Annotated in this window: 13 protein-coding genes; 10 read left to right on the forward strand and 3 right to left on the reverse strand. The window is 72.7% G+C overall.

Annotated features, from left to right (window positions below; translation table 11 throughout):
• Positions 1 to 17: 17 nt before the first annotated feature.
• The 7 genes from ACF061_RS21355 (at position 18) to ACF061_RS21385 (ending at position 7,982) form a co-directional block, all read left to right on the forward strand.
• Positions 18 to 959 (forward strand): ABC transporter permease, encoded by a 942-nt coding sequence (locus tag ACF061_RS21355; RefSeq protein WP_392268496.1) that lies wholly within the window; start codon positions 18 to 20, stop codon positions 957 to 959.
• A complete protein-coding gene (locus ACF061_RS21360; protein ID WP_392268497.1) occupies positions 956 to 2,746 on the forward strand; it encodes a dipeptide/oligopeptide/nickel ABC transporter permease/ATP-binding protein in 1,791 nt (596 codons plus the stop codon). The genes ACF061_RS21355 and ACF061_RS21360 overlap by 4 nt, the downstream gene beginning before the upstream one ends.
• On the forward strand, positions 2,743 to 3,594 hold the full coding sequence (locus ACF061_RS21365; protein ID WP_392268498.1) for an ATP-binding cassette domain-containing protein: 852 nt from the start codon (positions 2,743 to 2,745) through the stop codon (positions 3,592 to 3,594). The genes ACF061_RS21360 and ACF061_RS21365 overlap by 4 nt, the downstream gene beginning before the upstream one ends.
• An 8-nt stretch (positions 3,595 to 3,602) precedes the next feature.
• The gene (locus ACF061_RS21370; RefSeq protein ID WP_392268499.1) at positions 3,603 to 4,193 is read left to right on the forward strand and encodes a TetR/AcrR family transcriptional regulator; all 591 of its coding nucleotides are present in this window, start codon (positions 3,603 to 3,605) and stop codon (positions 4,191 to 4,193) included.
• 298 nt (positions 4,194 to 4,491) lie between these two features.
• The gene (locus ACF061_RS21375) at positions 4,492 to 5,940 is read left to right on the forward strand and encodes an aldehyde dehydrogenase family protein (RefSeq protein ID WP_392268500.1); all 1,449 of its coding nucleotides are present in this window, start codon (positions 4,492 to 4,494) and stop codon (positions 5,938 to 5,940) included.
• Positions 5,933 to 6,544: a nuclear transport factor 2 family protein gene (locus tag ACF061_RS21380; RefSeq protein WP_392268501.1), complete on the forward strand. Its 612-nt coding sequence runs from the start codon at positions 5,933 to 5,935 to the stop codon at positions 6,542 to 6,544. The genes ACF061_RS21375 and ACF061_RS21380 overlap by 8 nt, the downstream gene beginning before the upstream one ends.
• A gap of 166 nt (positions 6,545 to 6,710) precedes the next feature.
• On the forward strand, positions 6,711 to 7,982 hold the full coding sequence (locus tag ACF061_RS21385; RefSeq protein WP_392268502.1) for a hypothetical protein: 1,272 nt from the start codon (positions 6,711 to 6,713) through the stop codon (positions 7,980 to 7,982).
• Positions 7,983 to 8,163: 181 nt separating this feature from the next.
• Here the strand turns inward: ACF061_RS21385 and ACF061_RS21390 are convergent, their stop codons facing one another.
• Positions 8,164 to 9,546, reverse strand: a complete 1,383-nt coding sequence (locus tag ACF061_RS21390) for a ricin-type beta-trefoil lectin domain protein (protein WP_392268503.1) — start codon at positions 9,544 to 9,546, stop codon at positions 8,164 to 8,166.
• A gap of 304 nt (positions 9,547 to 9,850) precedes the next feature.
• Here ACF061_RS21390 and ACF061_RS21395 point away from each other — a divergent pair, with 304 nt between their 5' ends.
• Positions 9,851 to 11,059, forward strand: coding sequence for an alginate lyase family protein (locus ACF061_RS21395; RefSeq protein ID WP_392268504.1), 1,209 nt, complete (start codon positions 9,851 to 9,853; stop codon positions 11,057 to 11,059).
• A gap of 185 nt (positions 11,060 to 11,244) precedes the next feature.
• Positions 11,245 to 11,853, forward strand: coding sequence for a TetR/AcrR family transcriptional regulator (locus ACF061_RS21400; protein ID WP_392268505.1), 609 nt, complete (start codon positions 11,245 to 11,247; stop codon positions 11,851 to 11,853).
• 444 nt (positions 11,854 to 12,297) lie between these two features.
• Here ACF061_RS21400 and ACF061_RS21405 read toward each other — a convergent pair whose 3' ends face one another.
• Entirely contained in the window at positions 12,298 to 13,188 is an 891-nt protein-coding gene (locus tag ACF061_RS21405) for an SDR family oxidoreductase (protein ID WP_392268506.1), read from the reverse strand.
• Positions 13,189 to 13,454: 266 nt separating this feature from the next.
• Positions 13,455 to 13,961, reverse strand: a complete 507-nt coding sequence (locus ACF061_RS21410) for a TspO/MBR family protein (protein WP_392268507.1) — start codon at positions 13,959 to 13,961, stop codon at positions 13,455 to 13,457.
• A 300-nt stretch (positions 13,962 to 14,261) separates the two neighbouring features.
• Here ACF061_RS21410 and ACF061_RS21415 point away from each other — a divergent pair, with 300 nt between their 5' ends.
• Positions 14,262 to 15,932, forward strand: coding sequence for a PP2C family protein-serine/threonine phosphatase (locus ACF061_RS21415; protein ID WP_392268508.1), 1,671 nt, complete (start codon positions 14,262 to 14,264; stop codon positions 15,930 to 15,932).
• Positions 15,933 to 16,026 lie beyond the last annotated feature (94 nt).

Below are 16,026 nucleotides of genomic sequence, written 5' to 3' on the forward strand. Positions count from 1 at the left end.
CCCCAGAGGGGTCCCACATGATCAAATTCACGGTTCGACGACTGCTCTCAGGAGCCGTCCTGCTCCTGGTCGTCACCTCCGCCTCCTTCTTCCTGGCTCACCTGGCCATCGGCGACCCCACCGCCGGCCTCCTCGGCGACAGCGCCACCCCGGCCCAGCGGGCGGCGCTGCGGCACCAACTCGGCCTGGACCGTCCGCTGCTCGTACAGTTCTGGGACTGGTTCTCCCACGCCCTGCGCGGCGACCTCGGCACGTCCTGGCGGAACTTCCAGCCCGTCTCCGACCAGATCGCGCTCCGCGTCCCGGTCACCCTGTCGGTCGTGGTGGCCGCCACGCTGCTGGCCGCCGCGGTCGGTCTCGCCGTCGGCGTCGCCACCGGACTGCGGCCGAACGGCGTCCTCTCCCGCGTCCTCAAGGTCGCCTCGGTGGTCCTGTTCGCCCTCCCGGGTTTCTGGGTGAGCCTCATGCTGGTCATGGCGTTCGCCATCAAACTCCGCTGGTTCCCCGCGGTCGGCTACGTCCCCTTCGCCCACTCCGGCACCGAATGGCTGCGGTCCATCACCCTGCCGTCGATCGCCCTGGCCCTCGGCGCGATCGTGATGATCGCCGAACAGCTGCGCAACGGTTTCCTGGAGGTCAACAAGCAGGACTTCGTCCGCACCCTGCGGGCCCGCGGGCTGTCCGCGCGACGAGTGACGCTGCACGTGCTGCGCAACGCCTCGCCCGCCGCGCTCACCGTCCTCGCCGTGATGTTCGTGGGGCTGCTCGGCGGCGCGATCGTCGTCGAGATCGTCTTCAACCTCCCGGGCATCGGCAGCCTCACCCAGTCGGCCTCGCAGATCGGCGACATCCCGATCCTGCTCGGACTGACCGTAGTGACGGTCGTCTTCGTCGTCGTCGTCAACTTCCTGCTCGACCTGTTGCTCGGGTGGGTCAACCCGAAGGTGCGCGAGAAATGACCGAAGCCGCGTTCCCCGCCACACCCGAGCCCGTCCAGGCCCGCCGGCACCTCCTGTCGCGCTATCTGCGCCGTCCCGTCGGCGTCGCCGCGCTCGCGGTGTTCCTCCTCGTGGTCCTCGTGGGACTGTTCGCCCCGCTGCTCGCACCGCACGACCCCAACTTCGTCGACTTCGGCCTCACCCAGGCCCGGCCCGGCAACGGACACCTGATGGGCGGCGACTCCGCCGGCCGGGACATCTTCAGCCGCCTGCTGTACGGGGCGCGCACGACCGTCTACGGGGCCGCCGTCGCCTGCCTCGCCGGGTGCCTGCTCGGGGTGCCCGCCGGAGTGGCCGCCGGCTACTTCGGCGGCCCGGCCGACCGGATCTGCTCGTGGATCAGCGACGCGGTGCAGTCCGTGCCCGGGATGATCGTCCTGCTCATCGTCGCCGCGGGCACCGGAGCGAACTTCACGCTGCTGATGGTCACCGTGGGCGCCTTCATGGCACCGGGCTACTACCGCATCTCCCGCTCCCGGGCGCTCGCCGTGCGCAGGGAGCCCTACATCGACGCGGCCCGGGTCGCGGGGCTCACCCACACCCAGATCCTGCGCGCACACATGCTCCGGGCCGTGTACGCACCCGTCATCATCCAGTCCGCGCTGACCGCGGGCGTCGCGATGGGCATGCAGACCGGCCTGCAGTTCCTCGGCATCGGCACCGCGTCCGACCCCGACTGGGGTCAGATGATGAACGACGGGTTCCGCACCATGCTGACCCACCCGCTCATCCTGCTGTGGCCGTCGGCCGCACTGGGCCTGACCATCGCCGCCCTGGCGTTCATGGGCTCGACCCTCGCCGACCTGGTGAACACACGTACCGAGCCCGTCTCCCGGCGGGTACGCGACGCCGCGCCGCCCCGGCAGGAGGAGAGCGCCACCGGCGAACTGCTGCACCCGGCCGAGGACAGCGCGCTGCGGATCGAGAACCTGCGCGTCGGCTACCGCACGCCTGACGGCCACAAGGAGGTCGTGCACGGAGTCAGCCTGGACGTCGCACCCGGGGAAGTCCTCGGCATCGTCGGCGAGTCGGGATCGGGCAAGTCGCAGACCGTGTTCTCCGCGCTGGACCTGCTCCCGGCGGACGGCACCGCCACCGCGGACGGCATCTGGATCGGCGGCCGCGAGGCCGGCGCGCTGCCGCGCGGCAAGCGCCACGCACTGCTCGGCACCACGATCGGCTACGTGCCGCAGGAGCCGATGAGCAACCTCGACCCCTGCTGCACCATCGGCCACCAGCTCACCGAACCACTGCGCGCGGTGCACAAGCTGTCCAAGGCCCAGGCACGGGAGCGGGCCCGCGCCGTCCTCGAACGCGTCGGCATCACCGACCCCGACCGGGTGCTGGCGTCCTATCCGCACCAGATCTCCGGCGGCATGGCGCAGCGCGTCCTGATCGCGGGCGCGGTCGCGGGCAACCCGAGCCTGCTGGTCGCCGACGAGCCGACCACCGCCCTGGACGTCACGGTCCAGGCCGAGGTGCTGGAACTGCTGCGCGAACTCCAGGCGGAGTACCGGATGGCCCTGGTGATCGTCACCCACAACTTCGGGGTGGTCGCCGACATCTGCGACCGCGTCGCGGTGATGAAGGACGGCAGGATCATCGAGACCGGCCGGGTCGAGCAGATCTTCGGCGACCCCGGCGACCCGTACACCGCGGAACTCATCCGCGCCTCGCTTGACGACACCGAGAGCCGCACCGAACTGGACGCGGCCTGGACCACGGCCGGACGGACGGTGCACTCATGAAGACGGACACGAACGACACCGCGCTGCTCGAGGTGGACGACCTCGTCGTGGACTACCGCCGCGGACGCACCGCCTTCCGCGCGCTGAAGGGCGTCTCGATGAGCATCGGGGCGGGCGAGTGCGTCGGCCTGGTCGGCGAGAGCGGTTCGGGCAAGTCCACGCTCGGCAAGGCCGTCCTCGGACTGACCCCGGTCACCTCCGGCTCCATCACCTTCGACGGCCGCGACATCACCCATCTGAGGGGAACCGCCCGGCGGCGCCTCGCCGCAGATCTCCAGGTGGTCTTCCAGGACCCGTACGGCTCGCTGGACCCCACCCTGACCGTCGGGCAGATCCTCGCCGAACCCCTCACCGCCTCCGGCACCGGCCGGGCCGAGGCACGCAGGGCGGTGGCCGAGATGCTCGACCACGTGCGCCTCCCGGCGGACACCGTGACGCGCTACCCCAGCGAGTTCTCCGGCGGCCAGCGCCAGCGCATCGCCATCGCCCGCGCGCTGGTGCGCCGGCCCCGCCTCATCGTCTGCGACGAGCCGGTCAGCGCACTGGACCTGACGACGCAGTCGGCGGTGGTCGACCTGTTCATCGACATCCAGCGCGAGACCGGCGTCTCCTACCTCTTCGTCTCCCACGACCTGGGAGTGGTGCGCCGCATCTGCCACCGGGTCTCGGTGATGTACCAGGGGGAGTGCGTGGAGTCCGGGCCGAACGAGACGGTCACCCGGGACCCCGAGCACCCCTACACCCGCCGGCTGCTGCTGGCCTCCCCGGTGGCCGACCCGGCCCGGCAGGCCGAGCGCAGGCGAAGCAGGCTCAGGCTACGTGCGCCGAGCGGATCGCCAGTACCGTAGGTACAACTATGCCGAAGATTATCGACCACGATCAGCGGCGGCGGGAGATCGTCGCGGTCGCGAAGAAGCTCATCATCCAGGGCGGTTTCGAGGCCGCGACCATGAGGAGCATCGTCGCTGAGGCGGGTTTCGCCAACGGCGCGTTGAAGCGTTACTTCCCCAGCAAGGACAGCATCGTCGCCGCCACGTTCCAGAGCGTGCTCGCCGAGATGAACGAGCGGATCGGCGAGAGCGACCCGTCGCCCGACCCGAAGGCGGCGCTGCGCCACGACGTCGAGGCGACCCTGCCGCTGGACCGGTACCGCATCGACTCCGCCCGCGTGCTGCTCGCCCTGTGGGAGCACTCGGTGGCGAACGAGGAACTCGCGACCCTGTACCGCGAGCACCTGCGTGAGTGGCGCCGACGGCTCGCCGCACGGATCGCCCAGGCCCGCGGCAAGGGCGAGCCGGCGGACGCCCCGGCCGTCACCGACCTGGCGGGAGAGGTCATCACGACGACCATCGGGGCCAACGTCACCTCCCTGATGTTCCCGGACGGTGCGCTGATCCCGGAGTACCGCTCCTATGTCGACCGGCTGATGCGGAACATCGCCGACTGATCCGCGCGCCGCGGGTCTTCCTCCCCGCCCGCGGCGGGGAGGCGGCCGGCGCCGTGAGGCCCCGGGCCGTCGCTCACGCGGCCCGGGCGTCGGGCCGTCGCACACCCGGCCCGGCCGCGCCGCGCCGGCGACGCCGTGCGCCCGGGCGGCCGCGGTGGCGACGCCGTGCGCCCGGCGGGAGGACGGCACCGCCGGTGAGCATCCCGACCGCTCCGGCGAACCCGTCGCGAGCAAGTCCGTGTCCAAGCAAGTCCGTGTCCGGCAAGTCCCTGTCCGGCAAGTCCAAGAAGGATCCTGTATGGATGTGCGAGGTCGGCTCTTCATCGGCGGTGCGTGGACGGCCGCCGCGGACGGCGCGGAGTTCACCACCCGCGACCCGGCCACCGGAACGGTCCTGGGCACCTGCGCCCAGGCAGGGCAGGCGGAGGTGGACGACGCGGTCGAGGCGGCGCGGGGGGCGCTGGCCGATCCCGCCTGGGCGGGGCTGCCGGCGGCGGAGCGGGCCAGGCTGCTGTGGCGGGTCGCCGATCTGATCGAACGCGACGCCGCCGAACTGGCGGAGACGGAGACCCGCGACCAGGGACAGCCACTGCGGGTGGCGCGCACGGTCTCCGTCGCGGGGGCGGCGGAGCACTTCCGCTACTACGCGGGCTGGGTCACGAAGATCGAGGGAGCGGTCAGCCCCGTCTCCTTTCCCCGCACCCTGCACTTCACCCGCCGTGAACCGGTGGGGGTGTGCGCGCTCATCACCCCCTGGAACTTCCCGCTGATGATCGCGGCGTGGAAGATGGCGCCCGCGCTGGCCTGCGGCAACACCGTCGTGCTCAAGCCGGCCGAGCAGACTCCGCTCAGCGCACTGCATCTGGTGAGGCTCTGCGCGGAGGCCGGGTTCCCGCCGGGCGTGGTCAACCTGCTCACGGGCGGCCCCGAGACCGGCCGGGCCCTGGTGGAGCACCCCGGGGTGGACAAGGTCTCCTTCACCGGGTCCACCGAGGTGGGACGCGAGATCGTCCGGGCCTCGGCGGACGACCTGAAGCGGGTCACCCTGGAACTGGGCGGCAAGGCGCCCAGCATCGTCGCCCGGGACGCCGACGTCGACGCCGCCGTCGAGGGCAACGTACAGGGGGCGCTGCTCAACAGCGGGCAGGTCTGCGCCGCCTACTCCCGCTTCTACGTGGACCGCCACCGGGCGGAGGAGTTCACCGAGAAGCTCGCCGTCGCCGTCGCCGCCCTGCGCCTGGGACCCGGTCTGTCCCCGGACACGCAGATGGGGCCGCTGGTGACCGAGGAGCACCTGCGGCGGGTGGACGCCATGGTGCGCGAGGGCGTCGCCGCGGGAGCCCAGGTGGTCACCGGGGGAGAGCGCGCCGACGGCCCCCTGGGGGGCGGCAACTTCTACCGGCCCACGGTCTTCGGCGCGGTGCGGGACGAGATGGTCATCGCCCGGGAGGAGATCTTCGGTCCCGTGCTGCCCGTGCTCACCTACGACGACGAGGACGAACTGGCGGCGCGCGCCAACGACACCCGCTACGGTCTCGCCGCCGCGGTGTGGACCAAGGACCTGTCCACCGCCCACCGGCTGGCGGCGGACGTCCGCGCGGGCGCGGTGTTCGTCAACATGCCGCCGGTTCCCGACCCGGCGGCGCCCTGGGGCGGCTTCCGGTCCAGCGGCTGGGGGCGGGAGATGGGCTCCTACGCGCTGGACGTGTTCACCGAGACGAAAGGCGTGTGGATCCACCATGGCTGACACACCCGCCACCGAGGCGGAGAACGTGACGAGCGACCGCACGGCCACGTGCGACGGCGTGCGGCCAGCGGGGCACGACGGTGTGCGGCCAGCGGGGCACGACGGTGTGCGGCCAGCGGGGCACGACGGCGTTCGGCCCGAGGGACATGACGGCGTTCGGCCCGAGGGACATGACGGCGTTCGGCCAGCGGGGCACGACGGCGTGCGGCCCGCGGGGCATGACGGCGTCTGGTCCGAGGCGCACGACGGGGTACGGTCCGCCGTGCGGGCCTATGTCTCGGCAGTGTGCGCCGGGGACCCGGAGGCCGTCCGGGCGGCCTTCCGCCCCGACGCCCACATGTGGGGCTACCTCGGCCGGCAACTCGTCTCCGCGCCGATCGAGGCGTTCTGCCAGGTGGTCGCGGCCGAGACCGGCGAGCGCGCATGGACCCGAACGTACACGTTCGTCATCCGCTCGATCGAGGTGAGCGGCGAGGTGGCGGTCGCCGTCCTCGACGAGCGCGGCTACCAGGGCGAGGACTTCACCAACCACTTCTCGCTGGTACGGGAGGACGGGGTGTGGCGGATCGCCGGCAAGACGTTCTTCCGCCGGGACGCGGACTGACCGACGCGGGCTGACCGACGCGGGCTGACCGACGCGGGCTGACCGACGCGGGCTGACCGACGCGGGCTGACCGACGGGGGCGACGGCGTACCGGGCGGAACCGGTCATCGATGGCGGACCCCCGGAGTCCGAGTGCCGGGGTCCGGTAGCTTTCTGCTCCATGAGCATGACACGCAGAACGATCCTCAGGGGGCTGGCCGCCGCGCCGTTCGTCGCGGCCGGCGGCAGCCTGCTCGCCCCCGCCGTCGCCGAGGCGGCCGCCATCGACGCGGGCCAGTTCAGCCTCACCAGCCGAACCTCCAACAGCCACGGCGAGTTCGCCGACCTGAACGCAGCTCTGGCGACCAGGCTGGCCAAGGTGGACGCGACGGCCGTCATCGCGGACGCCAACCGCAAGGCCGTCCACCTCACCGGCGCCCCCGGCACCGTCCAGGCGTTCTCGACCGGCTTCACCTGGGACAGCGGGGACCAGGCGGTCGACTACTGGATCCCGCAGGGCGTCACCACCAGCGCCGACGCCTACGGCAACGGCCTTTACCCGGCTGGCGGCGACAAGAGGGTCGTCCTCGTCTCCTGGTACTTCGAGAGCGACCCCGACGACGACGGCACCGACGAGTACGCGCTCGACAAGGGCCTGCGGCTCAGCTTCGTCGACTACACCACCGCCTCCGCGCCGGTCTACCGGCACGTGCTCCTGGTCGAGCCGGTCAGGACCGCCACCGGGGAGTACTCCTTCAACCCCATCCGCAAGCACGCGGGCGGCATCATGTGGTACGGCAACCTGCTGTACGTCGTCGACACCTACAAGGGGTTGAGGGTGTTCGACCTGAACACCCTCCTCACGGTCGCCACCGCCGAGGCGGACGTGTGCGGTCTGCACACCGACGGGTCGTACTACGGCTACGGGTACAAGTACGTCCTGCCGCAGAGCCACGCCTACGACAACGCCGGGACGTACCTGCGCTACACCACGATCGGCCTCGACCGCGCCAGCGTCCCCGACAGCCTGGTGGTGAGCGAGTACTCCCTGTCCGGCAAGGTCGACTACACGGACGGCACCTTCAACGGCACGGGCCCCGGCACGACCACGCCCAAGGTGGTCCGCTGGAACCTCGACTACACCGACCGGCAGATCTCCTCGCTCACCGCGAGCGAAGCCGTCACCGTCGCCCAGCAGAAGATCCAGGGTGTCGTCTCGCGCAACAGCAAGCACTACCTCGCGACCAGCGCCGGTACGTCCACCGCGGGCTCGCTGCGCACCTTCACCTCCGGCGCCTCCACCGCGACCACCGTCTGCAACCTGGCCATCGGCTGCGAGGACCTCAGCTACCACAGCAGCGGCGCCTCCGGCTGGGCCTACAGCGAGTCCGTGATCTGGAACCTCAGCGAGTACGCCGGCAAGCGGTACGTCTACGCGGTCCACGCGGACGGTTCGTAGCCGGGCCAGGAGCCAGGAGCCAGGGGCCGGCGGCCGGGCCGGCCCCCGTCGCCGTCCGGGCCGGAGGCGGAGAGCCGACGTCCCCGGCCCCGAGGGCGGCCCGGCCCCGTCGCCGGCCCGGACGGCGGTGCCCCGGCCCCCGGGGCGCCGCCGGGGTCACCGGGGGGCGGCGCCGCGGGGGTCAGCCGGTGTACCCGGCGAAGACCCGGGTGTAGTCCCAGTTCTGCTGCGAGACCCCGGAGCAGCTGTCGGCGGGGCCACCGGTGCACGGCCGGTCGCGGTTGGCGGACCAGAAGGTCAGCCGGGCCAGGTGGTGCTGCTGCGCGTAGCCGAGGATGGTGCGGAAGTCGGCGACGGTGACGGTCTCGTTGTCGTCGGTGACGCCGTTCATGGAGGAGATGCCCATGTCGCGGTAGGCCTGGTCGTCGCCGTAGTGGTAGGCGTTCTTCAGCGCGTTCTTGAGGCCCTCGGCGGCCTGCGCCGTGAGGTTGCCCATGTTCTGGCCGGCGCCGCCGAAGTCGAACGGCATGATCGTCCAGGCGTCGACGGTCAGGCCGGAGGCGGCGGCCCGGTTGATGAGGCTCGTGTCGGGGCCGCTCTGCCCGGTGCCGATGGTGACGATCACCTTCAGCCCGGGGTTGGCGGCCTTCACCGTCTTCAGGGCGTCCACGGTGCGCTGCTGGACGGTGGCGTTGCCGTAGGCGTCGGCCTCGATGTCGATGTCGATGGCCTTGAGCCCGTAGGCGTCGACGACCTTCTGATAGGCGGCGGCCAGTTCGCCCGCGCTGGAGCAGGAGCTCTCCAGCTTGTTGCCGCTGTAACCGCCGAAGGAGGGGATGACGTCGCCGCCGTTCGCGCGGACGGTGCCGACGGTCTGCTGGTCGACGCCGCCGGTGAGCGGGCGGCTGCCGTCCCACTGCGGGTTGCAGTAGCCGTTGCTGAGGACGAAGGCGAGGGTGAACCACTTCACGCCGGTGGCGTTGGTGATCGTGGTGGGGCTCGGCGGGCTGCCCCAGCCGTTGTAGAGGTACGGGGCGACGGCCATCGGGGCCGCCGGGGCGCCGCCGCCCGCGGCGGGCGCGTTCCACTTCTGGTTCGCGGCGCCGGTGCAGCTCCAGATCTGTGCGCGGGAGCCGTTGGCCGGGTTGTTGTCCGTGACGTCCAGGCACTTGTCGGCCTGGGGGTTGACGATGTCGTGCGCGGCGGTGACCGTCCACTTCTGGTTGGCGCCGCCGGTGCAGGTCCACAGCTGGACCTTGGCGCCGTTCGCGGTGGAGTTGCCGGTGACGTCGAGGCACTTGCCGAGGGCCCGGACGGTGCCGTCGGCGCCGACGGTCCACTGCTGGGCGGCGGTGCCGTTGCAGTCGTGGATCTGGACGGCCGTCCCGTCGGCGGAGCTCGCCCCGGCCACGTCCAGGCACTTGCCGGCGAGACCGGTGACGGTGCCGGTGGCGGCCGCGGCCGGGGAGGCGGTGAGCAGCCCCGCGGACAGGCCGAGGACGGCGGCGGAGAGGCTGGCGGCGGCGGTCCGCGGGGAGCGGACGGCGAAGCGGCGTCTGGCCATGGGCGATGCGGCCCTTCGTGTGGGGGGAGGGGGAGGCGACCTGGGATGCGCCACGGCGCTGTTCATCCATCGGAACGCCCTGAACATCCTTCGGTCTTTATTCAAGCCGTGAAGTTAAAGGTCCAGACCATGGCCGTCAAGAGCTCGCGCAAGGAGAGGCACCAACAACTCGGCCATAGTTAGCGTCTGATGGGGTCTCAGCTCGAACGCTTGACGGGCCCCGTCTCCGTATCTATGGTCACCGGCCAACGTAGCTGTTCAAGAACCCACTCGTCGTTCACGTATCGGAACGGATGGCTGTCGTATGCCCGCAGCTCCCCCACACACCCGCCGCGGAGTCCGCGCCGTGCTGCTGATCGTGCTGGTCGCCGTCCTCACCGGCGGCCTGACGCTGCCGCGGGCCCAGCGCGCCGAGGCGGCGCCCAGCACCTTCGTGCACCCGGGAGTGACCGTCTCCAGGGCCCAACTGGACTTCGTCCGCGACCGGGTGCTGGCCGGCGCCCAACCGTGGAAGGGCGCCTACGACCAGATGGCGGCCGGCTCCTACGCGAGCCTCGGTCGCACGCCGAAGCCATGGGCCACCGTGGAGTGCGGCTCGTACTCCAACCCGGACCACGGCTGCACCGACGAGCGTCAGGACGCCATCGCCGCGTACACGGACGCGCTCGCCTGGTACATCACCCGCGACCCGCGCTACGCCCAGAAGGCCATCGAGATCATGGACGCCTGGTCGGCCGTGATCCGGAGCCACACCAACAGCAACGCCCCGCTGCAGACCGGCTGGGCCGGCTCCTCCTGGCCCAAGGCCGCCGAGATCATCAAGTACACCTACACCGGGGCCTGGGCCGGAGCCGGCCGGTTCGCCACCATGCTGCGCGACGTCTACCTGCCGGTGGTCGCCAAGGGATCCAACTCCAACGGCAACTGGGAGCTGTCGATGACGGAGGCCGCCGTCGGCATCTCCGTCTTCCTCGAGGACAAGGCCGCCTACGACGCGGCCATGGCCAGGTTCCGCACCCGCACCGCCGCCTATGTCTACCTGTCCTCCGACGGCGACCTGCCCAGGACCGTGCCGAGCCAGAACCTCGACACCAGGGACAAGATCGTCGCCTACTGGCAGGGCCAGTCCACCTTCGTCACCGGACTCACCCAGGAGACGTGCCGCGACTTCACGCACACCGGCTACGGCATCTCCGCCATCTCGCACATCGCCGAGACCAGCCGCATCCAGGGCCAGGACCTGTACGGCACCGATGTCGGGGAGCGGCTGCGACAGGCCCTCGGATTCCAGTCCAAGTACGAGTTGGGCGCGACCGTACCCGGCTGGCTGTGCGGCGGCTCGGTGAACCGGGGCCTCGGCCCGGTCACCGAGGTCGGCTACAACGCCCTGCACAACCGGCTGGGCATCGCGATGACCAACACCCAGGCGCTGACCGAGCGGAACCGTCCGGCCGGCACCAACGCCCTCTTCGTCGCCTGGGAGACCCTGACCCACGGGGACGACCCCGCGTGACGGACTCGCGGCCCGGTGGGGACGGCCGTGTCGTCCCCACCCGGGACGGGACGGCCCGGGAACGGGTGCGCCTGCCCGGCCCGTCGCGGAACCGGGCCGCTCCGGCCGAGGAGGCACCGCGACCGCGCCGGCGAGCGGGCCGTCACCATACGACGGACCAGGCAGTCCATTCCAGGAGGCGCGTCATGCGTGGCGAGTTGACGGCGAAGGGGCGGGCGACGCGGAGCCGGATCGTCGAGGGAGCCGCGGCGGTGCTCCGGGAGAAGGGCGTCGGCTCGGCGACGCTGGACGACGTCATGGCCCGGACCAGCACCAGCAAGAGCCAGCTGTTCCACTACTTCCCGTCCGGCAAGGACGAACTCCTCCTCGCGGTGGCCCGGTTCGAGGCGGAGCGGGTCCTCGAGGACCAGCAGCCCCAGCTGGGCCGCCTCGACTCCTGGGAGGCATGGGAGCGATGGCGGGACGTGGTGGTCGAGCGTTACGAGGCGCAGGGCGACCAGTGTCCGCTCGGCGCGCTGTTCCGTCAGATCGGGCAGGCGACTCCCGGCGCGCGGGCGATCGTGATCGAGCTGACGCGCCGTTGGCAGGAGAGCCTGGCGGCGGGCGTCAGGGAGTTGCAGGGGGCCGGGCTGCTGCCCGCCGGGCTCGATGTCGACACGAGGGCCGCGGCACTGCTGGCGGCGATCCAGGGAGGTGTGTCGATCCTGCTGTCGACGGGCCGCTCCACCCACTTGCGCGCCGCTCTCGACCAGGGGATCGCGGACCTGCGGCAGGCGGGAGACGCCATGGCGTGAACCGGCGCCGGCCGGGGACACCTCGACCGACCGGTACGCCGGCATGGTTCCGTACGCCGGCATGGTTCCGTACGCCGGCACGGTTCCGTACGCCGGCACGGTTCCGTACGCCGGCACGGTTCCGTACGTCGGCACGGGTCCGTACGCCCGCACGGGTCCGTACGCCCGCACCGGCCCGCACGCGACCCGCCGTGCGGCCTTGGCGCGGTGCCGGGTCAGTCGCACGCGCGGCGAATGGGTCGCGGGCCGTCGCGCGTGGCCGGAAATCATCGCGGCACGTCCTCGGCAGGACCGGGTGAGGCGGATCACGGGCCGCGGGACCGCCCACGCGCGTTCCGACGGCCGTCCACGCCACCGCGTCGCCCATGACGGCGGCCCATGGACCCGCACGCTCATGGACCCGCACAGCGGCCGGACCCGCACAAGCCTGTCGAGAACCCCGGTTCAACTCCTGGTGGTGCTCGAGCCGGCCTGGTCGGCCCGGCCGCCGGCGCCCAGCAGCCCGGTGGTCTCGAACGGCGTCGAGGCGGCCAGGCGCGGCAGTTCACGCCGCGACAGCATCGTGACCACCGGTGGCATCGCGGCCCGCACCAGTTGGGTCGCCCGCAGCCAGCGGGGCATGTAGACGGACGGGCGGCGGCGCTCGATCGCGGTGACCAGCCGGCCGGCGACCTGCGCGACGGGGTACACCTTGCGGGCCGGCGGCGGCATGTGGCCGCGCAGCTCGCGGAGCACCGCGTACCTGTCGGCGTCGCGGATCATGTCGGTGTCCGTCCAGTTGATGTACGCGATGCCCACGCCCACCCGCCGGTGGGCCACCTCCGCGCGCAGCGCGTGGGCGAACGACTCGGCCCCCGCCTTCGAGGCGCAGTAGGCGCTCATCATCGGCGCCGCGCCGATGGAGGCGAGCGACGCGACCTGGAGGAAGTAGCCGTGCGTGTCGAACAGGTCCGCGAGGAAGGTCCGCGCGGTGATGGCGCTGCCGATGAGGTTCACCTCCACGACCCGGCGCCAGACCCGGGGGTCGGATTCGCTGAACGGGCCGCCCTCGGCCACGCCCGCGTTGGCCACCACCACGGACGGCGGCCCGAGCACCGCGCGGATCTCCGCCGCGGCCCTGGCCATGCCCTCGTCGTCCGTGACGTCGACCGACCAGCACCGGGCCGCGCCCGGCAGCGTGTCCCGGACCCGGGCCAGGGTGCTCTCCTCGCGCCCGATCAGCGCCACCTTCGCGCCCCGGGCGGTCAGATCCTGGGCCATCGCCGCGCCCAGACCGCGCGCCGCGCCGGTCACGACGGCGGTGCGTCCGTGCAGCGGACTCCGGGGGACTGGCATCGTAGGGTTCCTCTCCCGTGGCGCCTGTGCCGCCCACGCTAGGCGCGGACGGCCCGGTCGGCACGCCGGGCCGTGGCTTCGGACGTACCGGGGACGGCCACGGGCACGCCGGGCCGTGGCCACGGCAGCGCGGCGAGGCCGCCCCACGGCAGCAGCGCGGGGAGGCCTCCCACGGCAGCGCGGGGAGGCCTCCCACGGCCGCTTGGGGCAGCGGGCGGGCCCGGGCGGCGGGCCGTCGTGGTCGCGTACCGGGCGGGCCGCCGTCGTCAGCGGTTGCGGCGGGCGATCGAGGCGCTGAGCGCGGTGGCGAAGAGGCACCAGCCGGCATACGGCACCAGGGCCGCGGCGGCCTTCGGGTCGCTCCGGGCCACACGGCGGACGAGCCGCAGGTTGCTCGCGTCCAGCAGCAGGGCGCCCCCGACACCGGCGGCCGGGCTGCGCAGGGCGAAGAACAGCCAGGTCCAGGCCGAGTTGAGAGCCAGGTTCGTGCCGAAGCCGGTCACCAGGGCGCGCCGCTGCCGGCCACCGGCACGGGTCACGGCGTGGCCGGCGCTCCACGCCATCGAGGCGTACAGCGCGGTCCACACCACCGGAAAGGCCCGCGCGGGCGGCTGCCAGTCCGGCTTGTCCAGCGACGCGTACCAGGAATCCGACGGGCCTGCCGCGCGGGCGCCGGTCCACGCGCCCAGGGCCACGGCGGCGCCGGCGACGGCGTACGCCCAGCGGCCGGTCGGGGTGCCTCGGGAGGTCGTGCGCTTCGTCTCCGTCCACATGCCGGGCGGGTACCCGCGCGGCGACGGTGAAGGCGCGGCGTGCGCGACGCACCACCGCCGGTGGACGCTCCTGCGGGCCCTCGCCGGACCGGGTGAGCGGTCCAGCGGGCCGTGCCGGACCGGGCGCCGCTTCCCGTCCGCTCCCGGTGCGCCTTCTTCCCGGACGTCGGGGCGGGAGGTGCTGCCGTCGTGGCCGGGGGTGGCTTGCGGTCGCGGGGGTGGATGAGGGACGGTTGCCGCAGGACATCGGTTCTCGCAGCAGGAAGGAGGTGGGGAGCGCACGGGTACGTGCCTCCGGTTGTGTCTGCTTCCCGTGATTCCTCCGCGGCATCCCCCGACGCCGATCTCAGGGTCGGCGCGACGTGGAGCGGGGCCCCGTACCCGGTGCTGGTCGTCGACCGGCGCGGGGACCTCGTCCGACTGAACGACGCCGCCCGGGTGCTCCTGCCCCACGCGGCCGGCGGCGACCGGCTGCACGAGCGGGTGCCGTCCTGGCTCTCCGACGCCCACCAGCGCATCGGCGACGGGTACCGCGGCACTGCCACCGGTCCGCCGACCGGCCGTATCAACGGGCGGCTCTTCGAGGCGCATCCCACCACGAGCGGCGGCGGCGACGTGGTGTGGTGGCTGGTCGACGACACCGACCGGCACCTGGCCGAGACGGCGCTGAGTCACGCTCAGTCGCGGTCCGAGATCCTCGCGGAGACCTCCAGCGCGCTGCTGTCCACGCTGAACGTGCCGCGGTGCATGGAGCTGACCGCCTCCATGGCCGCGGAGCACCTCGCCGAAGCCGCCGTGCTGGTCGCCCCGCCCCAGGGGCGGCGCCACGCGCTCACCCACGCACGCCGGGGCGGGCCCGTCACGCAGAGCGTGCGGCAGGTCGACGTGTCCGGCGTGCCGGGTCTCGCCGAGGCCCTCCAGGGCTTCCCGCCCGTGCCGGCCCGCTGGATCAACCCCGACGACATCCCCGACTGGGTGATCCCGGAGGGGTTCGCCGGGCCGGTCGGCTCGGTGATCGTCACTCCGCTCCCCGGGCACGGGGTGCCCGCCGGCGCGCTGATCGTGCTGCGCTCCAGCACCGAGCAGGCCTTCACCGAAGGCGAGGAGGTCTTCGCCCGCCTGTTCGCCGCCCGGGCCGGCGCGGCCCTCTCCGCCGCCCGCCTCTACAGCGAACAGGCCACCATCACCGCCACCCTGATGCGCGACCTGTTGCCTCCGGTGCTGCGACACGTGCACGGCATCGAGTACGCGGGCAGCTACCGTGCGGCCAAGGACCACGAGCGGGTCGGCGGGGACTTCTACGACGTCCACCCCGGCGCGGACCCGTCCCAGGAGGCGTTCGTCGTGCTGGGGGACGTCGCCGGCAAGGGCCTGGACGCGGCGGTGCTCACCGGCAAGATCCGCAACACCCTGCACGCCCTGCTGCCGCTGGCCGACGACCACCAGCGGGTGCTGACTCTGCTCAACGGCGCCCTGCTCAGCTCCCACCACGCCCGCTTCGCCACTCTCGTGCTGGCCTCCGTGCGCCGTCGTGGCGGTCGTGCGCAGATCCGGCTGACCAGTGCCGGCCATCTGCCGCCGCTGATCGTCCGCGCCGACGGCACGGTGGAGGAGGTGCCCACGCAGGGCTCCCTGGTCGGCGCGCTGCCGACCGTGGCGGCGAGCACGGTCGAGGCGGTGCTGGAGCCGGGGGAGACGTGCCTGCTCTACACCGACGGCATCACCGAAGCCCGCGGCGGGCCGCTGGGCGACGAACTCTTCGGTGAGCACCGCCTGCAACGGGCCCTCGCCGGATGCGCGGGCATGCCGGCGGAGGCGGTGGTGGAGCGGGTGCAGATGCTGGCCGCCCAGTGGCTGGGCGCGGGCCGGCACGACGACATGGCCGCCGTCGCCATCAGCGTTCCCCGGACCGGCCCGCCGCCGGTCGCCAACGGGCACGCCGGCGGCAGCAACAGCAGGAGGAACACGTGAGGCACCCCACCGCGGCAGCCGCTCCGGCGGGCCCCACCGCGGCAGCCGCTCCGGCGGGCCCCACCGCGGCAGCCGCTCCGGCGGGCCCCACCGC

It is taken from the genome of Streptomyces sp. NPDC015220, assembly GCF_043079345.1.
GTDB lineage: Bacteria > Actinomycetota > Actinomycetes > Streptomycetales > Streptomycetaceae > Streptomyces.